This is a genomic window from Pectobacterium punjabense, from assembly GCF_012427845.1.
Taxonomy (GTDB): Bacteria; Pseudomonadota; Gammaproteobacteria; order Enterobacterales; family Enterobacteriaceae; genus Pectobacterium; species Pectobacterium punjabense.
The window spans coordinates 4,102,964-4,127,970 of record NZ_CP038498.1 but is presented as its reverse complement, the minus strand read 5'-3'; the positions used below and the strand labels follow the sequence as shown (position 1 = coordinate 4,127,970).

Genomic DNA, 25,007 nt, shown 5'->3' with positions numbered 1-25,007 from the left:
TTGCTTGCTAATTTTAAGTCATTGTAATGAAAACGAAGAGCAAATGATGATGAGCCACGATCGGAAACGAGAGGATAAGTTGCCCGATTCGGTATTTTACGCCGAATGGGTACGCCGTGAAGAAGCCAGAGCGGCCAGCGAATCAGGGCTTTCATTATGGCAGTTGATGCAGCGTGCGGGAGACGCGGCATTTCAAGTGGCTCACCAATGCTATCCCTTTGCCCGTCGCTGGCGAGTGCTGGCTGGGCACGGCAATAACGGTGGCGATGGATATGTGGTCGCCAGTTTGGCGCTGGCTGCGGGTATTGAGGTAGATGTTGTCGCTTGTGCTAGCGATAAACCGTTGCCTGATGACGCCCGTCTTGCTCGGCAGCGCTGGCTGGAGCAGGGTGGGCGTATTGAAGAGGTAAGTGCACAGGATGATGTTAATACGCCGTGGCCAGATGGGATCGATCTCATTGTGGATGCTCTACTGGGGACCGGACTTTCCGCCGCACCGCGTGCACCCTATGCCGCGTTAATTACACAGGCTAATGCCTATCCCGCCCCCATTATCTCGCTCGATATTCCCTCTGGATTGCATGCTGAAACTGGCGTTTGTGCTGGTGCTGCGATCTGTGCGGCACAAACGGTGACGTTTATCGCGCTGAAGCCGGGGTTACTGACTGGCCGCGCGCGTGAGCAGGTAGGATCATTGCATTATCACTCGCTAGGGTTGCAGACGTGGCTGGGTGACCAAACTGCGCCGATCCGGCGGCTGACTGCGGCACAGCTTCCCGAATGGCTGACGCCTCGTCCCGCCGGACAACATAAAGGGGATAACGGCAGGCTGTTGGTGGTCGGCGGAAACGCGGGCTTAGGCGGTGCGGTACTGATGGCTGCCGATGCGGCATTACATAGCGGTGCAGGCTTAGTGCGAGTACTTACTCACAAACAGTATCAATCGGTATTTTTAACGGTTCGACCTGAACTGATGGTGCAGGAACTGACGGCAGATACGCTGCGACAGGGGTTGGAATGGGCCGATGTCGTGGTGATTGGACCTGGTTTAGGGCAGGATGAATGGGGTAAAAACGCCCTGCGTTTGACAGAAAATTGTAACAAACCCATGTTATGGGACGCGGATGCACTTAACCTACTGGCAATCAATCCGCATAAGCGGCAGAATCGCGTGCTGACACCTCATCCCGGTGAGGCGGCACGTTTACTGAATTGCCGCGTATCTGATATTGAAAGTGATCGCTTACTTGCGGCCACAAAGCTGGTAAAGCGCTATGGCGGCGTTGTCGTATTAAAAGGTGCGGGAACGGTGATTGCCAACCAGCAAGAAGAGGTTGCTATTGCTGATGTGGGAAATCCCGGCATGGCGACGGGCGGAATGGGGGATGTGCTGTCGGGTATTGTCGGCGGTTTGCTGGCGCAAAAGCTCTCGCTGTATGATGCTGCTTGTGCAGGGTGTGTCGTACACGGTGCGGCGGCCGACTGGCTGGTGGCGCAACGTGGTACCCGGGGTATGCTGGCAACCGATTTACTGCCCGTGCTGTTCCGATATGTGAATCCTGATCGGGTGTTTTTTTAGCGCCGATGTTTTTAGAACTTATGTTTTTAGAACAATAGAATGAAAAAAATAGTCTTACTTCTGCCTGATGAGGCAGCAACCATTTCATTAGGCACGGCGCTGGCGAAAGCCTGTGACGTTGCTTGTGTGATCCATCTTTATGGCGATCTCGGCGCGGGGAAAACGACGTTTAGTCGCGGTTTCCTACAGGCGCGCGGTCACCAGGGCAATGTCAAAAGTCCTACTTATACATTGGTGGAACCTTATGCATTGTCTCCACTGGCTGTTTACCACTTTGATCTCTATCGACTGGCCGACCCGGAAGAGCTGGAGTTTATGGGGATTCGCGATTACCTGACGCAGGATGCTATTTGCCTGATTGAGTGGCCGCAGCAGGGCGCTGGCGTGCTGCCCGACGCGGATATCGAGCTGCATTTGCGCTATCAGGATGAGGGCCGACAGGCTGAACTGTCTGCTGTCTCTGCTACGGGAGACGCGATGTTACAACGTTTTTCTCTTCAGCCAGGAACAACAGAATCATGATGAGTCGTATGGCTAAGCTGTTCATCGGCGTATGGCTATTGCTTGCGGGATCGGCGTGGGCCGCCAATCTGTCGGATATCAAGGTAGATAACGCGTCAGGCCAAGCCACAGTGCGATTAAGCTTTAGCGGCCAACCGATTTATGCCTTTTTCCCGCTCAGCAACCCTGCCAGAGTGGTGATTGATATTCGTCAGAGCGGCGTCATTCAGGGGCTGCCGTTGGATTTCAGCGGACAAAATCTGATTAAGCGCGTGCGAACCAGTAATGCACAGGATGCACAAAGCCTGCGTTTGGTGCTGGATTTAACGCAGGCGGCCAAAACGCGAGCGGTGACGCAAAAAGAAGGTTCGGGTTACGTTGTCGTTTTTACCATCACGGGTGACAAAGCGAAAACGGTACAAGCCCCAATCCCCCCTGTTTCACGCCAGCAAAATCGTGTGCCAGCAGAGCCCGCAAAGAATCCGTTTACCAACAAGCCTACCGTTGTCGTGAGCGGTGGTTCGCCATCGCCATCGCCAGCCCGGCAGGGGAATGAACGCGTTGTTGTAGCGATTGATGCCGGTCACGGTGGGCAAGATCCTGGCGCGATTGGCACGAACGGGCTGCGGGAGAAAAATGTCACCATTTCTATTGCCCGTAAGTTACAAGCTTTGCTGAATAACGATCCCGCTTTTAAAGGCGTATTAACGCGCGACGGCGACTACTTTATCTCCGTCATGGGGCGTTCGGACGTAGCGCGTAAGCAGGGCGCGAACCTGTTAGTGTCGATCCATGCTGATGCTGCGCCGAACCGCAATGCGAAAGGTGCCTCGGTCTGGGTACTATCCAACCGCCGTGCGAATAGTGAAATGGCTAACTGGCTGGAACAGCACGAGAAACAGTCTGAATTATTGGGCGGTGCGGGCGATTTGCTGGCGAACAGCGGTGCCGATCCTTATCTCAGTCAGGCGGTGCTGGATCTGCAATTTGGCCACTCCCAGCGCGTTGGGTATGACGTGGCAACCAAGGTGCTGCGTGAGCTCCAGCGTGTCGGTGGTTTGCATAAACGGCGGCCAGAGCATGCCAGCCTGGGTGTGTTGCGCTCGCCGGATATTCCTTCTCTGCTGGTGGAAACCGGGTTTATCACTAATCTCTCGGAAGAGCGGCTGTTAGGGAGCAACGACTATCAGGAAAAAATCGCCAATGCGATTTATCAGGGGCTGAGAAGTTACTTCCAGACGCATCCGATGCAATCCCTCCCAAAGCAGGAAAGCCGCCCACTACAGTCGGCGGCAAGTGATACAACAACGTCGAGTGATAATGTCAGTACGGCAAAAGCGAGTGCGGGCAGCACGCGTCATACCGTTGCGCGTGGCGAAACACTTTCTTCGATTGCCCGGCGTTATGGTGTCAGCCTCGCGGCTATGCGTGACGTGAATAAGCTGAATAAGGATATCGTCTGGGTTGGGCAGCGCCTGAACATTCCGGCTACCGGGACGAAACAGACGACGTCAACGCCAGCGCCCAAAAAAGCAGCGCCGGTGAAGCATAAGGTCGTAAAGGGTGATAGCCTGAGTGCAATCGCTGCCCGTTACGGTGTCAGTATGAAAGATATTCAACAGGCAAATAATCTGCGTTCCGGTTCGGTACAGCTGGGGCAAACGCTGATTATACCGTCCGCCTGATTCTTCATGCTGATGATGTCGATAGATTGAGGATAGTAAGAGGGATACGCCATGCCGATTCAGGTGTTGCCACCGCAGTTGGCTAACCAGATTGCCGCCGGAGAAGTGGTTGAACGTCCGGCCTCGGTCGTGAAGGAACTGGTGGAAAACAGTCTGGATGCAGGGGCGACTCGGATTGATATCGACATTGAACGCGGCGGTGCGAAGCTAATTCGTATCCGTGACAATGGCTCAGGCATCGGAAAGGATGAGTTAACGTTAGCGCTTGCGCGCCACGCGACCAGTAAAATCGCGACGCTCGACGATCTGGAAGCGATTGTCAGCATGGGGTTTCGCGGCGAAGCGCTGGCGAGTATCAGCTCCGTCTCTCGTCTAACCCTGACATCACGCACCGCTGAACAGTCTGAGGCCTGGCAGGCCTATGCCGAAGGGCGCGATATGGCGGTCACGGTTAAACCTGCTGCCCATCCTGTAGGCACTACGCTGGAAGTGCTGGATCTGTTTTATAACACGCCCGCTCGCCGTAAATTCATGCGCACCGAGAAAACCGAATTCACCCATATTGATGAGGTGGTGCGCCGCATCGCACTGGCGCGTTTTGATGTCGCCATTACGCTGCATCATAACGGTAAGCTGATGCGGCAGTATCGTGCTGCACCGGATAAAAGCCAGTATGAGCGCCGTTTGGGTAGCATCTGCGGTGCGACGTTCCTGCAACATGCGTTGGCGGTATCATGGCAGCATGGCGATCTCACTATTCATGGCTGGGTTGCCGATCCGGTTGGGACCAAACAGCTGCCTGACATGCAGTATTGCTACGTGAACCAGCGCATGATGCGCGATCGACTCATCAATCACGCCATCCGACAGGCTTATCAAGACCAGATTAGCGACGATCAGCAGCCCGCTTATGTGCTGTATCTGGAGATCGACCCACATCAGGTTGATGTCAACGTACATCCTGCCAAGCATGAGGTGCGGTTCCATCAGGCACGTCTGGTGCATGACTTTATCTATCAGGCCGTGATGTCCGTTCTACAGCAGGCATCCGCGCCGGGGCTTGGCATGGCAGAGCCGGAAACCGGGAAGCCTGTACAGTGGCAGCAAGAGAACCGTCCCGCCGCAGGTGAAAACCACTTTGCCCAACCGTCGCGTACTGAAAAATCTCCAGCGGCGGGGGAGAAAACGCCGCGTAGTGGCCAGGCACGAGAAGCTGCCTATTCTGGCTATCAGCCGGAAAATCCGTATCAGAAAAAGCAGGGCGAGTTGTATAAGGCGCTGCTGCAACCGACAGACAGCCTACCGTCGTCTGACGCGTTGCCGAATATTGCCGTGTCGGAAAATACCGTAGCTCCCCCTGCGATATTGCATGATGCCCCATTGGCGCGAACCGCAGCAGACACCACCGCCAACAATAATAGGCAACGTGCGCTAGTTGAGCCCCCGCTGGAAAGCCAATCGAGCGGTTTTGGCCGCGTGCTGACGGTATATCCGCCGTGCTATGCGCTGTTGGAGTACCATAAAGGATTGGCGATGCTGTCGCTTTCCGTCGCTGAGCGCTATCTGAAAGTCGTGCAATTAACGCCGTCTGAAGAGGGGCTGCGGGCACAGCCATTACTGATTCCGCAGCGGCTGACGTTAAGTAAATCCGAACTGAACGTGTTGTCTACCCATCATGCTTTGCTGACGCATTTTGGTATTGATGTATTGGTTGAGTCACAGCGTGCCACGCTGCGCGCTGTACCTTTACCATTGCGCCAACAAAATTTACAAAACTTGATCTCTGAACTGATAGGCTATCTGGCCGACAATCAGACGGTTGAGTCACAGCAGGTGGAATCAGGCGCGTTAGCATCGTGGATGGCAACGCGATTGCAGAGCGAGCAGGATAACTGGAGCCATTCTCAGGCTATACAATTACTGGCGGATGTCGAACGGCTTTGTCCGCAACTGGCGAAAGCGCCGCCGTCTGAACTTTTATTTATGATGGACATCCAGGATGCCATCAAGGCGTTAAAGCATGAGTGATGTAGAAAAAACGTCGTTGCCGCCTGCCATCTTTATTATGGGGCCGACGGCGTCAGGAAAAACGGCATTGGCAATGGCGTTACGAGAATATTTGCCGGTAGAGTTGATTAGCGTAGATTCCGCCCTCATCTATAAAGGTATGGATATCGGGACGGCGAAGCCAAGCGCGGAAGAACTGGCGCAGGCACCGCATCGGTTAATTGATATTCTCGATCCGGCTGAATCCTATTCTGCGGCTGATTTTCGCCGCGATGCGCTACGCGAGATGGCGGAGATTACCGCCGCCGGGCGCATTCCTCTGCTGGTCGGGGGGACGATGCTGTATTTCAAGACGCTGCTGGAGGGGCTTTCTCCTCTACCGTCAGCCGATGCTGCCGTGCGCCAGCGTATTGAAGAGCAGGCAAAAGAAATCGGTTGGGAAGCGATGCATCGGCAGCTTAGTGAGATCGACCCGGTAGCGGCAATTCGGATTCATCCAAATGATCCGCAGAGACTCTCGCGAGCACTGGAAGTTTTTTTCGTTTCAGGTAACACTTTAACTGAGCTGACAAAAACGTCTGGCGATGCACTGCCCTATCAGGTTCATCAGTTTGCTATCGCCCCGGCGACGCGTGAATTGTTGCATCAGCGGATTGAACAGCGTTTTCATCAGATGTTGACAGCGGGTTTTGAGAAAGAAGCCCGGATATTGTTTGCCCGGCAGGACCTGCATACGAATATGCCCTCTATTCGTTGCGTCGGCTACCGCCAGATGTGGTCATATTTATCCGGTGAAATTGATTACGATGAAATGGTTTATCGGGGAGTTTGTGCGACGCGTCAGTTAGCGAAACGGCAAATGACCTGGCTGCGCGGTTGGGATGATGTTTGCTGGTTGGACAGCGAAAAACCGACGGAAGCACTGGACAAGGTAATAGAGGTTGTTAGTGCATAGGTTGAGTGATTGTGTACAATCGATGAGTCTCAGCGTGCAAGTTTTTTTACACCGTTATTTTAGAGCCATAGGGTTCTTTGTTACAAACAACATACAAATAAGGAAAATATAGAATGGCTAAGGGGCAATCTTTGCAAGATCCGTTCTTGAACGCTTTGCGTCGTGAACGTGTTCCGGTTTCGATTTATTTGGTGAACGGTATTAAGCTGCAAGGTCAGATCGAATCTTTCGATCAGTTCGTGATTTTGTTGAAAAACACGGTCAGTCAGATGGTTTATAAACATGCCATCTCTACAGTTGTTCCTTCTCGCCCAGTGTCTCACCATAGCAACAATCCAGGCGGCGGTAGCAACTATCACGGTAGTAACACGACTGCGCAGCAACAGTCGCAGGATGCTGATGACGCTGAATAAGGCGTATTGTCAATTCACCACGGCGCAGGAGAGCTGGACGCATCGCTCGGCTCCTTCGCTGTGGTGTTTTTTGCTCGTTTGAGAGGTTACTCGCTTGTTTGACCGTTATGAATCAGGTGAACGGGCCATATTAGTTCATATTTTTTTCTCGCAAGATAGAGATACGGACGATCTGCTAGAGTTTGAATCTCTGGTTTCTTCTGCCGGTATTGAATCGTTGCAGGTGGTTACTGGTAGTCGTAAGGCACCTCATCCCAAGTATTTTGTCGGGGAGGGCAAAGCCGAAGAAATTGCTCAAGTAGTGAAAGAAACTGGCGCGTTTGTCGTGCTGTTTGATCACGCGCTAACGCCTGCTCAGGAACGTAATCTGGAGCGTTTGTGTGAGTGCCGGGTGATCGATCGTACCGGACTGATTTTAGATATTTTTGCCCAGCGTGCGCGTACTCACGAGGGGAAATTACAGGTAGAACTGGCACAGTTGCGTCACCTTGCGACCCGACTGGTTCGCGGTTGGACGCACCTTGAGCGCCAGAAAGGCGGTATCGGTTTACGTGGCCCAGGCGAAACCCAGCTTGAAACGGATCGCCGTTTATTGCGTAATCGTATCTCTCAGATACTGTCGCGTCTCGAACGGGTAGAAAAACAGCGTGAGCAAGGGCGTCGGTCGCGGGTTCGTGCCGATGTTCCCACTGTTTCGCTGGTGGGCTATACCAACGCCGGTAAATCCACGCTGTTTAACAAGATTACATCGGCGGGTGTTTATGCTGCCGATCAGTTATTTGCCACACTGGACCCAACATTACGCCGCATTGAGGTGGATGATGTCGGTGATACAGTGCTGGCGGATACCGTAGGTTTTATCCGGCAGTTACCCCACGATTTGGTGGCTGCGTTTAAGGCTACATTACAGGAAACACGTCAAGCCTCATTGCTGTTGCACGTTGTTGATGCCGCCGATCCTCGTCTTGACGAGAATATCGAGGCGGTTCATGACGTACTGGCGGAAATCGAGGCGGATGAAATACCTGCGCTGTTGGTAATGAACAAGATTGATATGCTGGATGATTTCGTTCCGCGTATCGATCGCAACGAAGAGAATCTACCGGTACGGGTCTGGCTTTCAGCACAGACTGGCGACGGTATTCCGTTGTTATTTCAGGCATTGACTGAGCGGCTTTCCGGGGAAATCGCGCAACATACGTTGCATCTTCCCCCGCAGGCAGGACGCTTGCGTAGTCGTTTTTACCAGCTTCAGGCAATAGAAAAAGAATGGATTGAAGAGGATGGGCAAATTGGTTTGGTTATTCGTATGCCGATTGCCGACTGGCACCGCCTCTGCAAAAAAGAGCAGGAACTGATGGACTATATTGTCTGATTTGACTGGTAGATACAGTCTGTACAGCGAAATAGTCTGACGGACTCTGGGATATTGAACCTGAAGAACACCTATCATAAAGAATGGAGCTAAAACATGGCGTGGAATCAGCCCGGTAATAACGGACAAGACCGCGACCCGTGGGGGAGCAGCAGCAATAATGGCGGCAACTCTGGCGGAAATAATAATAAAGGTGGCCGAGATCAGGGGCCTCCGGATCTGGACGACATCTTCCGTAAGTTGAGTAAAAAACTCAGCGATCTGGGTGGCGGGAAAGGTTCAGGCTCGAACAACAGCGGAAATTCTGGCGGCCCAGCACTGGGTGGCCGGATCGTCGGTATCGCTGCCGTCGCCGCAGTTGTCATCTGGGCTGCTACGGGCTTCTATACCATTAAAGAAGCGGAACGCGGTGTCGTGACGCGCTTTGGTAAGTTCAGCCATTTGGTTGGTCCGGGTCTTAACTGGAAACCAACCTTTATCGACTCTGTTCGCGCGGTGAACGTTGAGTCGGTACGCGAACTGGCGACGTCGGGTGTGATGTTGACATCGGATGAAAACGTGGTGCGCGTTGAAATGAACGTACAGTATCGTGTCACACAGCCTGAACAATATCTGTTCAGCGTAACCAATGCGGATGACAGTCTGCGTCAGGCGACTGACAGCGCGCTGCGCGGCGTTATTGGTAAGTACACGATGGATAAAATTTTGACGGAAGGCCGTACCATTGTGCGTACGGATACCCAGCGTGTACTGGAAGAAACTGTTCGTCCGTACAACATGGGGATCACGCTGCTGGACGTCAACTTCCAGACCGCTCGTCCACCGGAAGAAGTGAAGGCCGCGTTTGATGATGCCATTGCCGCGCGTGAAAACGAGCAGCAATACATTCGTGAAGCAGAAGCGTACGCGAATGAAGTGCAACCGCGTGCCAACGGTCAGGCTCAGCGTATTCTGGAAGAGTCTCGCGCTTATAAAACCCGTACCGTTCTGGAAGCTCAAGGTGAAGTTGCCCGCTTTGCCCGAGTATTACCGGAATATAAAGCGGCACCGGAAATTACCCGCGAGCGTTTGTATATTGAAACGATGGAGCGCGTACTTAGCCATACCCGTAAAGTTCTGGTCAATGACAAAGGAAGTAACCTGATGGTGCTCCCGTTGGATCAGATGTTGCGTGGACAAGGCAGTGAAAATACGCAAAGCAACAGCGGTGCTAACCCACTGCGTTTGCCTAGTAACAGCAGCAGTGCGGCGAATAGCAACCCAACGCGCAGCAGTAACAATGGAAATATCATGGATCAGCGCAAAGCAAATGCGCAGCGTGATGACTTCACTCGAGTAGGGAGAGAATAATCGATGCGTAAGCCCTTACTATTTATCCTGATCCTGGTACTGATGGTGGTCTATGCGTCACTGTTTGTGGTGCAGGAAGGCCAGCGCGGCATTGTAATGCGTTTTGGTAAAGTACTGCGTGATGACGAAAACAAGCCGCTGATTTATGCACCGGGATTGCAGTTCAAGGTTCCGTTTATCGACTCAGTGAAAATGCTCGATGCGCGTATTCAGACGATGGAAAATCAGGCTGACCGCTTCATCACTAAAGAGCAGAAAGACCTGATTGTCGATTCGTATCTGAAATGGCGTATCAGCGATTTCAGCCGCTACTATCTGGCTACGGGCGGTGGTGACATCTCTCAGGCTGAAGTACTGCTGAAACGTAAATTCAGCGACCGTTTGCGTTCTGAAATTGGTCGTCTGGATGTAAAAGGCATTGTTACCGACTCTCGTGGTCAACTGATGTCGGACGTGCGTGAAGCGCTGAATACCGGTACGGGTGAAACCACCGAGGCCGATAATGCGATTGCTTCGGCTGCTGCGCGCGTTGAGAAAGAGACGACAAGCAACGAACCTCACATCAACCCTAACAGCATGGCTGCGCTGGGTATTGAGGTTATCGATGTGCGGATTAAGCAAATCAACCTGCCAACTGAAGTGTCTGACGCCATTTATCAACGTATGCGTGCAGAGCGTGAAGCGGTAGCGCGTCGCCACCGTTCACAAGGTCAGGAAGAGGCTGAAAAGCTGAAAGCAACGGCAGACTATGAAGTGACCCGTACGCTGGCTGAAGCCGAACGCCAAGGGCGTATCACCCGTGGTGAAGGGGATGCCGAAGCGGCGAAATTGTTTGCGAATGCATTCAGTGAAGATCCTGACTTCTACTCTTTCGTTCGTAGTCTGCGTGCGTATGAAAGTAGCTTTAGTAATAATCAGGACGTGATGGTTCTCAGCCCGGATAGTGACTTCTTCCGCTACATGAAGTCACCGGAAAGCAGCATAGCACCGCGCCGCTGATCGCCATTAACTGACGTCGTTATCAAGCCCGGGTTATTCTCCGGGCTTTTTTTTGTCGTTTTCTGGCAGAGATCATTGATAGGGTTTAGTCCCGTTTGTGCTTGGTGTGGGAAAAGAGGTGGTTATGAATTCAACGATTTGGCTGGCGCTTGGGTTGGTTTTGGTACTTGAAGGGCTGGGGCCGCTGCTGTTTCCCCGCCTCTGGCGGCGGATGATTTTGGGTATGGCACAGTTGCCGGATAATATTTTACGCCGTTTTGGCGGCGGAATAGTCGTCGCAGGGTGCGTGATCTACTACATGTTGCGTAGCCGGATGGGTGGCTAAAATTAAGTGGAAAAATGTGCGCAATCGTGTGCTAAAAGTACTGAAAGCATCCAAATGAGATGGTAGAATCCTTTTTTAAGCAACCTGGTGATTCTTGAAATGGGTAAGAACGTCGTCGTACTGGGCACCCAATGGGGTGACGAAGGTAAAGGCAAGGTCGTTGACCTGCTGACTGAACGGGCTAAATATGTTGTGCGCTATCAGGGTGGTCACAACGCTGGCCATACGCTGGTTATCAACGGTGAAAAAACCGTCCTTCATTTAATTCCTTCTGGCATTCTGCGTGAAAATGTTGTCAGCATCATCGGTAACGGTGTCGTGCTAGCGCCTGACGCATTGATGAAAGAAATGACGGAGCTTGAAGCGCGTGGCGTCCCGGTACGCGAACGTCTGCTGCTTTCTGAAGCCTGTCCGTTAATCCTGCCTTATCACGTCGCACTGGATAACGCGCGTGAAAAAGCGCGTGGTGCAAAAGCGATTGGTACGACGGGTCGTGGTATCGGCCCAGCGTATGAAGATAAAGTTGCACGCCGCGGCCTGCGCGTTGGCGATCTGTTTGATAAAGAAACGTTTGCCGTCAAACTGAAAGAAATCATCGAATACCATAACTTCCAACTGGTTAACTATTACAAAGTTGATGCTGTCGACTACCAGAAAGTTCTGGACGATGTGTTGGCGATCGCTGACATCCTGACCGCTATGGTTGTTGATGTGTCCGATCTGCTGCATAAAGCGCACCTGCGTGGCGATTTCGTCATGTTTGAAGGCGCACAGGGTACGCTGCTGGATATCGATCACGGTACATACCCGTATGTGACCTCCTCAAATACCACTGCGGGCGGCGTTGCGACTGGCTCTGGCCTGGGTCCACGTTATGTGGATTACGTTCTGGGCATCGTTAAAGCTTACTCTACCCGCGTGGGTGCTGGTCCCTTCCCGACAGAGTTGTTTGAGGAAGTTGGCGAGCATCTGTCTCAGAAAGGTAATGAGTTTGGTGCGACGACAGGTCGTCGCCGTCGTACTGGCTGGCTGGATGCCGTGGCCGTGCGCCGTGCGGTACAGATCAACTCGCTGTCAGGTTTCTGCCTGACCAAGCTGGATGTTCTGGACGGTCTGAAAGAGATTAAGATCTGCGTAGGCTACCGTTTGCCGAATGGCACCGAAGTGGATACCACTCCGCTGGCTGCTGAGGGCTGGGAAGGTCTTGAGCCGATTTACGAAACTGTGCCGGGTTGGTCTGAAAGCACATTTGGCGTGAAAGATCACAGCAAGCTGCCGCAGGCTGCGCTGAACTACATCAAACGTATCGAAGAAGTTACGGGTGTGCCGATTGATATTATTTCTACCGGCCCAGATCGCAGCGAAACAATGGTATTGCGCGACCCGTTTGATGCTTGATTGCGCCACGCTTAATGGGTGAGGCAATTATGAAAAAGGACGGGATTCCCGTCCTTTTTGCTATCTATCGTTTTAACCGCCGCGGTGTGAATAACGACGGCTTCTGACTCGTTATTCCTGAGCGTCTTCCGCCTTCTGCGCTTTCTTCTTCAGGCTATCCAGTAGTTTATTGTGGATGTTACTGAACCCGCCGTTGCTCATGACCAGAATGTGATCGCCTGGCTGTGCGGTCTTGACGATGTTTTCTACCAACGTATCAATATCCGCGCTCCAGTGTGCGGGCTGTATGCAGGCTTCCGCGACTTCTACGACCTGCCACGGAATATGCGTCGGTTGGAAGAGGAAAACTTCATCGGCGCGGGCTAATGACGGGGCGAGTTCGTTTTTGCACATCCCCAATTTCATGGTATTCGAACGGGGTTCCAGTACGGCCAAAATACGGGCTGTACCGCCCACCTTGCTGCGTAATGCCGACAGCGTAGCCAGAATAGCAGTAGGGTGGTGTGCAAAATCGTCATACACTGCGACGCCATGTTCCGTGCCGCGTAATTCAAGACGACGGCGTGCGTTGATAAAACCACCGAGTGCGCGGCAGGCATCTGCGGGCAAGACGCCAACGTGGTGCGCAGCCGCGATGGCCATCAACCCGTTATGCATGTTGTGTTCACCCACCAATTTCCAGTGAACTTCGCCGACAAGTTCGTTGTTCAGGTAAACCTGATATTGGCTGGCATCAATAGCCACTTTCTGTGCGCGCCAAACGCTTTCTTCGCCGACCAACTCCTGCTCACTCCAGCACCCCATTGCCATTACCTGTTTGAGGTTAAGATCGTTGGTTGGAGAGATGATTTTCCCGCTGCCCGGCACCAGACGAACAAGATGGTGGAACTGTTTCTGAATGGCTTTCAGATCGTCAAAGATATCGGCGTGATCGAACTCAAGGTTGTTGAGCACTAGCGTTCTTGGGCAGTAATGGACGAACTTGGAGCGTTTGTCGAAGAATGCGCAGTCATATTCGTCAGCTTCAAGCACCATGAACGGGCTGTCACCCAACCGTGCGGAAACAGTGAAGTTGCCGGGAACGCCACCGATCACAAAGCCAGGTTGGTAGCCACAGTCTTCCAGAATCCAGGTGACCATTCCCGCCGTAGTGGTTTTACCATGCGTTCCCGCAACGGCAATCACCCAGCGATCGCGCAGCACATAATCATGCAGCCACTGTGGACCGGAAACATAAGGTAACCCCTGTTCTAGCACGGCCTCGACGCACGGGTTACCGCGAGACATGGCATTGCCGATGATGACCAGGTCGGGGGCGGGAGTCAGTTGTGCCGGATCGTATCCCTGAATCAGTGTGATTCCCTGCTCTTCCAGTAAGGTACTCATGGGGGGATAAACATTCGCATCTGAGCCCGTGACGTCATGCCCCAAAGAGCGGGCGAGTAGGGCAAGGCCACCCATAAAGGTGCCGCAGATACCTAAAATATGAATACGCATACATTTTCCATCTTCGCAGTGAGTCTGCGTCATATTCTAACGCTATGAATCCGCCATAAGAAATGGATTTGACTAGGTACTCACTTTCTCTTTGGGCTACACTGCATGCGCAAACGTTGGCGGTGCAGAAATGAAACCGCTTTTCATCCGTAGATTCTGGAATAGTGTTATGAAAACGTTAGGCGAATTTATCGTCGAAAAACAGCACGATTTCTCTCACGCCACAGGTGAGCTTACCGCGCTGCTGTCTGCTATTAAACTGGGTGCCAAGATTATTCACCGTGATATCAATAAAGCAGGTCTGGTTGATATCCTGGGGGCCAGCGGCGTTTCTAATGTTCAGGGCGAAGTGCAGATGAAGCTCGATCTGTATGCCAATGAAAAACTGAAAGCGGCATTAAAGGCGCGTGGTGAAGTGGCAGGTATTGCCTCTGAAGAAGAAGACGAGATCGTTATCTTTGAAGGCGATAAGGCGGAAAACGCTAAGTATGTTGTTCTGATGGACCCGCTGGACGGCTCGTCGAATATCGATGTGAACGTCTCTGTCGGTACGATTTTCTCTATTTACCGCCGTATTACCCCGCTGGGAACCTCCGTCACGGAAGCGGACTTCTTGCAGCCGGGTAGCCAGCAGGTTGCTGCGGGCTATATCGTTTACGGTTCTTCTACCATGCTGGTGTACACCACGGGCCATGGCGTTCATGCTTTTACCTACGATCCGTCGCTTGGCGTATTCTGTCTCTCGCATGAAAAAGTTTGCTTCCCGGAAAAAGGGAATATGTATTCCATCAACGAAGGGAACTACATCAAGTTTCCTGTCGGTGTGAAGAAATACATCAAATACTGTCAGGAGCAGGATGAAGAGACACAGCGTCCTTATACGTCGCGTTATATCGGCTCACTGGTCGCAGATTTCCATCGTAACCTGCTGAAAGGCGGAATTTACCTGTATCCAAGCACGGCGAGCTACCCGAAAGGCAAACTGCGTTTGCTGTACGAATGCAACCCGATGGCGTTTCTGGCTGAACAGGCGGGCGGTAAGGCTAGCGATGGTAAAAACCGTATTCTGGATATCACGCCAGAGAAGTTACATCAGCGCTCACCGTTCTTTGTGGGAACGGAATCCATGGTTGATGACGTTGAACGTTTCATCCGTGAGTTCCCCGATGCCTAATTAATGTTGTCTCGTGTCGGCGGGTAATCTGCCAATGCGGGATGACTGCTTATGGCGTGCTATCCAGTACGCCATCTTTGTACGTCATTGCAGCGATCTTAAAAAATACTCACCGCTTTTTCTAAAACTGAGCTTCGAACCAGCTTTCCAGAATAATCACCGCAGAAGCCGCATCTACGCTCCCTTTATCCAGCGCTTTAAAGCCACCGCGTTCAAAGAGATCGGCGCGTGCTTCCACCGTACTCAAACGTTCATCGTGTAGCTCAATCGCGACGCCGAAACGGCCATGCAGTCGGTTAGCGAACTTTCGCGCCCGTGCCGTCAGCGGCTGTTCGGTGCCATCCATGTTGAGTGGTAGGCCGACGACGACCAAATCGGGCTGCCATTCTGATAACAGCTTTTCCACTTTTTGCCAGTCGGGTATCCCTTCCTGCGCTTTGAACGACGTCAGTGCACGCGCTGTACCGGTAATTTCCTGACCGATGGCGACACCGATGCTTTTTGTCCCAAAATCAAAAGCAAGAATGGTTCTGCTGGTCATCAAGCGTGCCCTGCTTCAGTAGAGATATTATGAATATCGATACCCAGTTTTCTGGCTGCTGCGCGCCAGCGCTCGGCAATCGGTGTGTGGAACAGAATGTCTTTGTCGGCTGGCGTTGTCAGCCAGGCATTATCCAACAGTTCTTCTTCCAACTGTCCATTATCCCAGGCGGCATAGCCTAAGGCGACCAGTGTATTTTTCGGCTGCTTGGGTGTGCCTAACGTTTCCAGTACGTCTTTTGAGGTGGTGATCATGGTGTCCTCAGAAATACTGATGCTGGAACCGAAGCCGGAGCAGGGGGTATGTAGAATAAAACCACGATCTTCTGCCAGCGGGCCCCCCATAAATACGGGTTTATCTAACCGGATGGCAGGATCGCGTGGCGTTGGGTCTATTTTTAGCTTTTTCAGCACATTTTCCACGGAAAACTGATCCATCGGTTTGTTGATGATCAGCCCCATGGCTCCGTCTTCATTATGTTCGCAGATATAGACCACCGAACGTTTAAATACAGAGTCCTGTAGTGCTGGCATAGCAATGAGGAAGTGATGCTGTAAATTCATTGTGTATTTTTATCGATATCCGTCAGCGTTGGAGAAACGGCCCGTGTTGCGCGGGCCGGATAGCGTATTTGGTATTAACGGGTACGTGCAGCCAGACGTTTTTCAATGGCGTCCATTAGCATGCCGGTGATGGACACGTCTGGGTAGGCCGCTTCGATTTCACGCACACAGGTCGGGCTGGTGACGTTAATTTCAGTCAGACGGTCACCGATGATGTCCAGACCGACGAAAATCAGGCCTTTGGCTTTTAACGTCGGTGCGACGTCGCGGGCGATTTTCCAGTCGCTTTCGGTTAGCGGGCGTGCTTCGCCACGACCACCGGCAGCCAGATTGCCGCGTGTCTCACCGCTTTTGGGAATACGTGCGAGGCAGTAAGGAACGGGTTCGCCATCGACCACCAGCACGCGCTTGTCACCGTCTTTAATCGCAGGCAGGTAGTTTTGCGCCATGCAGTAGCGGCTGGCGTGTTCGGTCAGGGTTTCGATGATGACGGAGACGTTAGCATCATCCTGCTTCAAACGAAAAATAGACGCGCCGCCCATGCCGTCCAGCGGTTTGAGAATAACGTCACCGTGTTTTTCATGGAACTGACGCAGTTTGTCTGCACGACGCGTGACGAGCGTATCGGGTGTCAGATGCGGGAACCAGGCGGTGAAGAGCTTTTCATTGCAATCGCGCAGGCTTTGCGGCTTGTTGACGATTAGCGTGCCTTTCTCTTCCGCGCGTTCCAGAATATAGGTGGCGTAGATGAACTCCGTATCGAAGGGTGGATCTTTGCGCATCAGCACCACATCCAACTCTTCCAGCGCAATATCCTGCTCGCCGGAGAAATCGTACCAGCCGTCGTAGTCGTACTGGACGCTCAAGCGGCGCGTTGTTGCGCGCGCAACCCCTGCGTGCATATAGAGATCGTTCATCTCCATATAGTGTAATTCCCAACCACGGCGCTGTGCTTCCAGCAGCATGGCAAAGCTGGTGTCTTTCTTGATATTGATGGTGTCAATCGGGTCCATCACGATACCGAGTTTGATCATTCTTTTCTCCTTTACCCCAAATCGCCGAAACGTACCTGTAAGGCGGTCATGGCGGTGAGTGCAGTGGTTTCTGTGCGCAAGACGCGTGGCCCCAACAGGATATCAGTGAATCCGTGTTCTGAGGTCATGGTAATTTCACTGGCGGTGAGTCCGCCTTCCGGGCCGATCAGCAACCTAACCCGATCTACCGGCAGCGGTAGCGTATTGATACTCTGTGTAGCGCGTGGGTGCAGATTCAATTTCAGCGCGTTGTCTTGCTCCGCACACCAGGCTTCCAGCGTCATCGCTGGCCGAACCAGCGGCACACAGTTGCGGCCAGATTGTTCACAGGCAGCAACTGCGATTTTTTGCCACTGGCTAATTTTCTTCTCCATACGTTCTGCATCCAGTTTTACCCCACAGCGTTCAGACAGCAGCGGCGTAATAACATTGACGCCCAGCTCGATGGATTTCTGAATGGTAAATTCCATCTTCTCGCCGCGCGACATCACCTGTCCCAGATGCAAATGCAGGGGAGACTCTTTATCTTCCAACTTACCTGCTGTGAAGCTAACGCGCACACTCTTTTTTCCAGCCGCGATAATTTCTGCATCAAAGACATGATTGCTGCCATCAAATAGCAGCAATGACTGGCCCGTATTCATGCGTAACACGCGACCAACATGGTTGGCGGCATCGTCGCTTAGTTCGACTTCACCACCGTTAAGGGGGAGCGTCTCTGGGTGGAAAATGCGTGGTACTCGCATACTGAATTAAGACCTTTGAATGAAAATTAACCGGCGCAGAAACGCCAGAAATAGGTAAAACCACCGTCATTTGACGGTGGTTACGCTGGAAACTGATTCGCTATAGTAGGTAGACGGATTAGCGCTGGCAAGCCTGTTGAACGTAGGGATTTGGGTTTCCCTGCTTTGCGGCGATGCGTTGGTTGCGGGTACATTCCCATTGCGTGATGGGGTACTGCTTATCCCAGGCTACAAATAGCTGAGTTTGCTGATTGGACAGGCGTAACTGATAGCGGTCGCGCATGTAGAAATAGGTACGGGCGATCTGACCACGGGCGCGGGCAGGTGGTTCTGCCAGATTGTTTTTGAAATCGACCTTCATCTCGCATTGACCATATTGCGATGCACCGCCGTTCCACTGACCATACATGGCATTGCCGCGATCGCCGTTAACCTCACCGATAGCGGGTTGCAGGTTATGCAAATCCGTTTCCATTTCACGGTAGACGGGGTCGCTGTTACAGTTCTTTCTACCGCCATCCTGCCAGCACTGGCGCTGGTGGCCAAACTGCCAGGCGGGCACTACGTGTTCCCACTCAATGCGGCTGGCACGCTGTTCATTTTTCCTCACCTGATAGCCGCAGGATTCCAGATCGGGTGTGCCTTTCTTGCCCTGCCACGTAATTTTGCAGCCGCAGTAGAACGACCCCGGCGCATCGCGATTAATGTCGACAGCGGCGGCTTTTGCCTGCGAAAAATTATTGATGTTTTGACTCTGCGCGATGGCCGAAAATAGACCCGCGCCAACGGCAGCGATAGCGAGAATTTTGCGTAGCATATTCCAATAATCCACAGACGGTAAAGTTGGCAGACTACCGGATGTCTTAGCGGCAAGCAAACGTAAAAGCAGTTTTTAAAACTGGAAATTCCCGTTTAAATAGAGCTTTTTACATCATGATGTAAGGTTTTCCCGCAACGACGGCAGCGATATTCTGTTTCGCCGCGTAGCACCCGATTGTGCCGACGGATTGTCAGCTCATGCCGTTGGCAATCGCAGAGGTAGGTAAAGGTCTTCCCTTGCACGGATTGCACGGCAAACCGATGTGTGCGTTTTGCCGGGACGTGCAGGACACTTTCCATCATCCAGCGCCACTCTTTGCCGTGTGGCGCGACACGGCCAAAACGTGCGTAAACCAGCAGATGAGCCAATTCATGAGGAACGACTTCATCGATAAAAGCCTGCTGATTTTCCTGCAACAAAACGGGGTTCAGCCGAATTTCCCAGTGTTGCAGCCAGGCCGTTCCTGCCGTTGAACCGCGTTGCTGGTAATTCACCGTAGGTTCAGCGTAGTCGGTCTGCAAGGTGAGGTTGGCTTGCTGTAATTTATCACGCAGGCAGCGCATCACAGCCTGATGGCTGGCAATGGGGATTCGGGATGTGTTCATTGCTGTGAGCATAAGTTGAGTGGCAGGGAGACGCAATAGGTGAAGCGGAGGGAAATCAGAATGAAAAACGGCGAATTTTCATTCGCCGTCTTGGTCTTTGTTGCATTACCGGATTACAGACCGGCAGCTTCACGCAACTGTGCGGCTTTGTCCGTTTTTTCCCATGGGAAATGTTCACGGCCAAAGTGGCCATAGGCTGCGGTTTCCTGATAAATAGGATGCAGCAGATCCAGCATCTGGATTAAGCCGTAAGGACGCAGATCGAAGAATTCGCGCACCAGCAGCGTCAGTTGCTCGGTGGACACTTTCTCTGTGCCGAAGGTTTCGATCATGATGGATGTCGGTTCCGCTACGCCGATAGCATAAGACACCTGAATCTCGCAGCGATCGGCCAGACCCGCAGCAACGATATTCTTGGCGACATAGCGAGCGGCATAGGCTGCAGAACGGTCTACTTTAGACGGGTCCTTACCAGAAAACGCACCGCCACCGTGGCGAGCGGCACCGCCGTAGGTATCAACGATGATTTTACGACCGGTCAGACCGCAGTCACCCATTGGGCCGCCGATCACAAAGCGCCCTGTCGGGTTGATGAAATATTTGGTGCTGGCAGATAGCCACTCTGCAGGCAGAACGGGTTTGATGATCTCTTCCATCACCGCTTCGTGCAGATCTTTCTGGCTGATGTCTTCTGAATGCTGGGTAGACAGCACCACGGCATCGATGCCAGCAATCTTGCCATCGTCGTACAGGAACGTAACCTGGCTTTTTGCATCCGGGCGTAGCCACGGCAGAGAGCCGCTCTTGCGGACTTCTGACTGGCGCTGAACCAGACGGTGTGCATAAGTCACGGGCGCTGGCATCAGGACGTCGGTTTCGTTAGTTGCGTAACCGAACATCAGACCCTGATCGCCTGCGCCTTGTTCCAGCGGGTCGCGGCGGTCAACGCCCTGATTGATGTCAGGAGATTGCTTGCCAATGGCACTCAGTACGGCACAAGAGTTGGCATCAAAGCCCATTTCAGAATTGACATAACCGATGTCACGCACGGTACGACGGGTAATTTCTTCGATATCGACCCAGGCGCTGGTAGTAATTTCACCACCGACTAACACCATTCCGGTCTTTACATAGGTCTCACAAGCGACACGCGCTTTTGGATCTTGCTCCAGAATGGCGTCGAGAACCGCATCAGAAATCTGGTCAGCAATTTTATCAGGATGTCCTTCAGAGACTGACTCGGACGTAAAAAGGTGTTTAGCCATGAGTTTCTTTACCTTCAAATCAAAGCCGCTAAGCAATGTATCGGTTAATCGGTATAGACGGATTAACATCTGGATGGCTATTCTAGGTCACCTTTTGGTCTCAGTGCCAGTAGTTTTTCGTGTTAGCCCGCCATCACATTTAAACATCGGCCATTTTTTCTTTTACAAGAGATGACTGGCGATAATTTTCATTTTGCTTTTCTGGCAGCATCTCTGTATAAACGCGCGGGCGGTTAGAGGTAATCTAACCCGCAACATGTTGAATTTCTCATTGATAGCTGACCGCATGGCTGCGGCGCGCGTGGAGGTGATTGGATTAATGATCCGTTGTTTACTGAGTGTATTGCCTTCGCAATACGTCCCTTTTGACGCTACCGCGTCAGCGACTCAACCCTTCTTTTCCGTATCCAGACGTAGCCTGTCGTTAAATTCAACACAGGACTCCAGAGCTGGTTAATCTGCCTGTTATTCTTTCTGCCAGAAGCGTTTAACGCCTTTCTGGTCACGTCCGCCCGGTGGTTTTCACAACGAGTTTTCGCGACCCGTAACACGGAGCCTGACAACGTGTTTTACACTAATAAGAGTAATAAAGTGACGGCATACTTCACTAGACCGGTTTTTTCACTGTCGACGCCGCATGTTGCAGGTATGCTTATGTGGGCTGTTTATTCAGGTACTGATGTGATTAGCAGTATAGAAAAAGAAGAGGTTCGTTATGTCTGACGACATGATTCATCACGGCTCGTCAGCGACGGGTAAACATGAAAATTTGCGCTCTATGCAGGAGGTTGCCATGAATGACCGTAATGCCAGCGAAATGCTTCGTACCTATAATATTGCCTGGTGGGGCAATAATTACTATGACGTCAATGAGTTAGGCCACATTAGCGTGTGCCCGGACCCCGACGTACCAGAAGCTCGCGTCGATCTGGCCAGATTGGTCAAAGATATGCAGAAAGATAACCATCAGCGCCTGCCTGCGCTGTTCTGCTTTCCGCAAATTCTTCAGCATCGCCTGCGTTCTATCAACGCTGCGTTTAAACAGGCTCGTGAATCGTTTGGCTATGAAGGCGGCTATTTTCTGGTTTACCCGATCAAGGTTAACCAGCATCGTCGCGTCATTGAGTCATTGGCTAATTCCGGTGAGCCGCTAGGCCTTGAGGCCGGTTCAAAAGCTGAACTGATGGCGGTACTGGGCCATGCGGGAATGACCCGTACCGTCATTGTTTGTAATGGCTACAAAGACCGCGAATACATCCGCCTGGCACTGATCGGCGAAAAGCTGGGTCACAAGGTTTATCTGGTCATCGAGAAGATGTCCGAAATCCGGATGGTGCTGGAAGAGGCGGAGCGTTTGAATGTGGTGCCGCGCCTCGGCGTTCGCGCGCGTCTCGCCTCTCAGGGGTCGGGTAAATGGCAATCCAGCGGTGGCGAAAAATCCAAATTTGGTCTGGCGGCGGTTCAGGTGCTGCAACTGGTTGAGATGCTGCGCGAGGCTGGGAAGTTGGATAGCCTGCAATTGCTGCATTTCCATTTGGGATCGCAACTGGCAAACATCCGTGATATCGCGACGGGCGTGCGTGAGTCTGCGCGCTTCTATGTTGAGTTGCATAAACTGGGTGTCAATATCCAGTGTTTTGATGTTGGCGGCGGCTTGGGCGTGGATTATGAAGGAACGCGTTCCCAGTCCGACTGTTCAGTCAACTATGGTCTGAATGAGTACGCTAACAACGTGATCTGGGGCATCGGCGATGCCTGTAACGAGCACGGTTTGCCGCATCCGACGGTCATCACCGAATCTGGTCGTGCGGTCACCGCGCATCATACCGTGTTGGTTTCCAATATTATCGGGGTTGAGCGTAACGAATTCAGCGAACCTACCGAGCCGGAAGAAGACGCTCCGCGTGCGTTGGAGAGCCTGTGGTCAACCTGGAAAGAAATCAAGCAGCCGGGTAAACGCCGTTCGCTGCGCGAGTGGTTACATGACAGCCAAATGGACTTGCATGATGTGCATACCCAGTACACGCATGGCATGTTGGATCTGACGCAGCGTGCAAAAGCAGAGCAGCTGTATTTGAGCATCTGCCAGATGATTCAGGAACAGCTAGACCCGAGTAACCGTGCGCATCGGCCGGTGATTGATGAATTACAGGAACGCATGGCTGACAAATTGTATGTCAACTTCTCGCTGTTCCAATCTATGCCGGATGCATGGGGTATCGATCAACTGTTCCCGGTACTGCCGTTGGAAGGGCTGGATAAGCCGCCTGAGCGTCGTGCTGTCTTGCTGGATATCACCTGTGACTCGGATGGCACGATCGATCATTATGTCGACGGCGATGGAATCGCGACAACGATGCCAATGCCGCCTTACGATCCAGAAAACCCACCGTTGCTGGGCTTCTTTATGGTCGGTGCCTATCAGGAAATTCTGGGCAACATGCATAATCTGTTTGGCGATACGTCGACGGTCGACGTGTTTGTCTTTCAGGACGGCACCGTTGAGATTGAAGAGTCTGACGAAGGGAATACGGTTGCCGATATGCTGGAATATGTGCAGCTTGACCCCAAAGTGCTGATGACCCGTTTCCGCGATCAGGTCAAAGAAACCGACCTTGATGCTGAACTTCAGGCGCAGTTCATGGAAGAATTTGAAACCGGGCTGTATGGCTATACTTATTTGGAAGATGAGTAAGTGTGATAGGTTGAGTGAAAAGGGATGCGAGTGAGCATCCCTTTTTTTCGGTGCGCCGAGCATGGCGCGTAGTGCCTTGACAGGCGCTGTCTGTTGACTGTGGTGGTTAACAGACGACTTGGAGGTGCAAGTCCTCTACACACCCGGTAAGGGGAAGTGTTAGCTGAACGGCAAGGGTGTTCACCGTGAGGTGAAATCTGAAGGAAGCTGAAAGCAAAATGCGGGTCTGACGAACAGGAAGCGGTTCAGGCGGCACAGCGGGGTAAGGCGGCCGATATCGTCAACGCCCAATACTTACACGGAACGCTGTGACGTAGAGCCGACAGACATATGCAGGAAGGTCACGCGAATTACCTCGGGAGCTCTGCCATTCTGCCACTGTGCTACCAATATCGAGAGGTGTTGGGAGGGAATGTCAGAAGTCAGCCGACGCCGTAGTAGTACTCATTGACCAGGAGCACGAAGGGCTGAACAGGTTAACCGTAATTAGGACACGGATACTCGATGTCGATTAATGATGCACAAGGGCAGAACATTGCCGCCATCAGTCAGGGCTGCGGACAGAATCCGCGAGCGCAACGTAGTGGTGCTGAAATCGACACGGCGGTCAGTGGGCGAACGAAAGCGGAAGTGCCGTTGACAATCGAAACGGTGACAGAGAGAGCCAATATGATGCTGGCCTATCAGCGCGTGGTGGAAAACAAAGGTGCGGCAGGGGTAGATAATCTCAGCGTGTCAGCGTTAAAGCCGTGGCTGAAAGAAAACTGGGCAAGCATCAAAAGTGCATTGATGACAGGACATTATCCGCCCCGCGCGATACGTAAAATGGACATCCCAAAGCCAGATGGCGGCGTGAGAACATTAGGTATCCCGACGGTAGCAGACAGACTTATCCAACAAGCGATAGCGCAGAAGCTGAGCGCTATCGTCGACCCGACCTTCTCAAATTCCAGTTATGGCTTCCGCCCGGCACGCAACGCATGGCAGGCAGTGCGTCAGGCACAAACAGGTTCGCTTAAAAGTGGCAGGCAGTAGTGTAGCGAGGTTAAAGGAAAAGCTGCGCAGTCTGACGACAGGGCATAACTCGGCGTCAATCCAGAGTGTCATCAATAAACTGAAACCGCTCCTCAGAGGCTGGATAAGTTACTTCCGATACACCGAGGTGAAAGGGGTACTGGAGGAAATAGATAGCGGGATAAACAGGAAGTTGCGTTGCCTGCTGTGGCGGCAATGGAAGCGTCCAGGCACGCGAGCGAAGAAGTTAATGCAAGCGGGTTTAACGGAAGAAAGGGCGTGGCGTTCAGCGAGCAACCAACGAGGAGCGTGGTGGAACGCGGGAGCGAGGCATATGAATCAAGCGATTAAAGTCTCGTGGCTAAGGAAGGCGGGCTTGCTATCACTACTCGAAGAACACAGGCAGTTCCAGAGTTAACCTGAACCGCCGTATACGGAACCGTACGTACGGTGGTGTGAGAGGACG

General features: G+C 52.4%; 22 protein-coding genes and 1 pseudogene. 15 read left to right on the top strand and 8 right to left on the bottom strand.

Annotation, left to right across the window (positions count from 1 at the left end; all coding sequences use genetic code 11):
- The first annotated feature begins 46 nt into the window (after nt 1-46).
- The 11 genes from nnr to E2566_RS18640 all read left to right on the top strand — a co-directional run bounded on the left by nnr (nt 47) and on the right by E2566_RS18640 (nt 12,587).
- Entirely contained in the window at nt 47-1,579 is a 1,533-nt protein-coding gene (gene nnr / locus E2566_RS18690; RefSeq protein WP_107170080.1) for a bifunctional ADP-dependent NAD(P)H-hydrate dehydratase/NAD(P)H-hydrate epimerase, read from the top strand.
- A gap of 39 nt (nt 1,580-1,618) precedes the next feature.
- Nucleotides 1,619-2,101, top strand: a complete 483-nt coding sequence (gene tsaE, locus E2566_RS18685) for a tRNA (adenosine(37)-N6)-threonylcarbamoyltransferase complex ATPase subunit type 1 TsaE (RefSeq protein WP_107170081.1) — start codon at nt 1,619-1,621, stop codon at nt 2,099-2,101.
- Complete coding sequence (gene amiB, locus E2566_RS18680; protein WP_107170082.1) at nt 2,098-3,765, top strand: N-acetylmuramoyl-L-alanine amidase AmiB; 1,668 nt, start codon at nt 2,098-2,100, stop codon at nt 3,763-3,765. Before tsaE ends, amiB begins: the two co-directional genes overlap by 4 nt.
- Nucleotides 3,766-3,816: 51 nt before the next feature.
- Nucleotides 3,817-5,793, top strand: a complete 1,977-nt coding sequence (mutL, locus tag E2566_RS18675; RefSeq protein WP_107170083.1) for a DNA mismatch repair endonuclease MutL — start codon at nt 3,817-3,819, stop codon at nt 5,791-5,793.
- Nucleotides 5,786-6,727: a tRNA (adenosine(37)-N6)-dimethylallyltransferase MiaA gene (miaA, locus tag E2566_RS18670; protein WP_107170084.1), complete on the top strand. Its 942-nt coding sequence runs from the start codon at nt 5,786-5,788 to the stop codon at nt 6,725-6,727. Before mutL ends, miaA begins: the two co-directional genes overlap by 8 nt.
- Before the next feature lie 113 nt (nt 6,728-6,840).
- Entirely contained in the window at nt 6,841-7,140 is a 300-nt protein-coding gene (hfq, locus tag E2566_RS18665) for an RNA chaperone Hfq (protein ID WP_107170085.1), read from the top strand.
- Nucleotides 7,141-7,234: 94 nt separating this feature from the next.
- The gene (hflX, locus tag E2566_RS18660) at nt 7,235-8,515 is read left to right on the top strand and encodes a ribosome rescue GTPase HflX (protein WP_107170086.1); all 1,281 of its coding nucleotides are present in this window, start codon (nt 7,235-7,237) and stop codon (nt 8,513-8,515) included.
- Between the two features lie 96 nt (nt 8,516-8,611).
- A complete protein-coding gene (gene hflK / locus E2566_RS18655; RefSeq protein WP_107170087.1) occupies nt 8,612-9,865 on the top strand; it encodes an FtsH protease activity modulator HflK in 1,254 nt (417 codons plus the stop codon).
- A 3-nt stretch (nt 9,866-9,868) separates the two neighbouring features.
- A complete protein-coding gene (hflC, locus tag E2566_RS18650; protein ID WP_107170088.1) occupies nt 9,869-10,864 on the top strand; it encodes a protease modulator HflC in 996 nt (331 codons plus the stop codon).
- A gap of 124 nt (nt 10,865-10,988) precedes the next feature.
- Complete coding sequence (locus E2566_RS18645) at nt 10,989-11,189, top strand: DUF2065 domain-containing protein (RefSeq protein WP_048262534.1); 201 nt, start codon at nt 10,989-10,991, stop codon at nt 11,187-11,189.
- A 99-nt stretch (nt 11,190-11,288) separates the two neighbouring features.
- Nucleotides 11,289-12,587 carry an adenylosuccinate synthase gene (locus tag E2566_RS18640; RefSeq protein ID WP_005973072.1) on the top strand — a complete coding sequence of 433 codons (1,299 nt, stop codon included), beginning with the start codon at nt 11,289-11,291 and terminating at the stop codon, nt 12,585-12,587.
- Nucleotides 12,588-12,698: 111 nt separating this feature from the next.
- On the opposite strand, the gene mpl is transcribed toward E2566_RS18640, so the two are convergent.
- Nucleotides 12,699-14,084 carry a UDP-N-acetylmuramate:L-alanyl-gamma-D-glutamyl-meso-diaminopimelate ligase gene (gene mpl, locus E2566_RS18635; RefSeq protein ID WP_107170089.1) on the bottom strand — a complete coding sequence of 462 codons (1,386 nt, stop codon included), beginning with the start codon at nt 14,082-14,084 and terminating at the stop codon, nt 12,699-12,701.
- A gap of 169 nt (nt 14,085-14,253) precedes the next feature.
- On the opposite strand from mpl, the gene fbp reads away from it, so the two are divergent.
- Nucleotides 14,254-15,258: a class 1 fructose-bisphosphatase gene (gene fbp, locus E2566_RS18630; RefSeq protein ID WP_107170090.1), complete on the top strand. Its 1,005-nt coding sequence runs from the start codon at nt 14,254-14,256 to the stop codon at nt 15,256-15,258.
- 121 nt (nt 15,259-15,379) lie between these two features.
- Here the strand turns inward: fbp and ruvX are convergent, their stop codons facing one another.
- From ruvX to metK, 7 genes are all read right to left on the bottom strand, one after another.
- Nucleotides 15,380-15,799, bottom strand: a complete 420-nt coding sequence (ruvX, locus tag E2566_RS18625) for a Holliday junction resolvase RuvX (RefSeq protein WP_107170091.1) — start codon at nt 15,797-15,799, stop codon at nt 15,380-15,382.
- Complete coding sequence (locus tag E2566_RS18620) at nt 15,799-16,362, bottom strand: YqgE/AlgH family protein (protein ID WP_107170092.1); 564 nt, start codon at nt 16,360-16,362, stop codon at nt 15,799-15,801. Before E2566_RS18620 ends, ruvX begins: the two co-directional genes overlap by 1 nt.
- A gap of 74 nt (nt 16,363-16,436) precedes the next feature.
- Nucleotides 16,437-17,396 carry a glutathione synthase gene (gene gshB, locus E2566_RS18615; protein ID WP_014701549.1) on the bottom strand — a complete coding sequence of 320 codons (960 nt, stop codon included), beginning with the start codon at nt 17,394-17,396 and terminating at the stop codon, nt 16,437-16,439.
- 11 nt (nt 17,397-17,407) lie between these two features.
- Nucleotides 17,408-18,142, bottom strand: coding sequence for a 16S rRNA (uracil(1498)-N(3))-methyltransferase (gene rsmE, locus E2566_RS18610; RefSeq protein WP_107170093.1), 735 nt, complete (start codon nt 18,140-18,142; stop codon nt 17,408-17,410).
- Between the two features lie 118 nt (nt 18,143-18,260).
- The gene (gene endA, locus E2566_RS18605) at nt 18,261-18,959 is read right to left on the bottom strand and encodes a deoxyribonuclease I (protein ID WP_107170094.1); all 699 of its coding nucleotides are present in this window, start codon (nt 18,957-18,959) and stop codon (nt 18,261-18,263) included.
- Between the two features lie 95 nt (nt 18,960-19,054).
- Entirely contained in the window at nt 19,055-19,567 is a 513-nt protein-coding gene (locus E2566_RS18600; RefSeq protein WP_107170095.1) for a SprT family zinc-dependent metalloprotease, read from the bottom strand.
- A 113-nt stretch (nt 19,568-19,680) separates the two neighbouring features.
- On the bottom strand, nt 19,681-20,832 hold the full coding sequence (gene metK, locus E2566_RS18595) for a methionine adenosyltransferase (protein WP_107170096.1): 1,152 nt from the start codon (nt 20,830-20,832) through the stop codon (nt 19,681-19,683).
- A gap of 715 nt (nt 20,833-21,547) precedes the next feature.
- On the opposite strand from metK, the gene speA reads away from it, so the two are divergent.
- The 3 genes and pseudogenes from speA to E2566_RS22085 form a co-directional block, all read left to right on the top strand.
- Entirely contained in the window at nt 21,548-23,527 is a 1,980-nt protein-coding gene (gene speA / locus E2566_RS18590; protein ID WP_107170097.1) for a biosynthetic arginine decarboxylase, read from the top strand.
- A 504-nt stretch (nt 23,528-24,031) separates the two neighbouring features.
- On the top strand, nt 24,032-24,562 hold the full coding sequence (locus E2566_RS22090; protein ID WP_240618670.1) for a reverse transcriptase family protein: 531 nt from the start codon (nt 24,032-24,034) through the stop codon (nt 24,560-24,562).
- A pseudogene (locus tag E2566_RS22085) lies at nt 24,528-24,959 on the top strand (group II intron maturase-specific domain-containing protein); the annotation flags it as partial. The gene E2566_RS22090 and the pseudogene E2566_RS22085, both read left to right, overlap by 35 nt.
- Between the last annotated feature and the right edge of the window lie 48 nt (nt 24,960-25,007).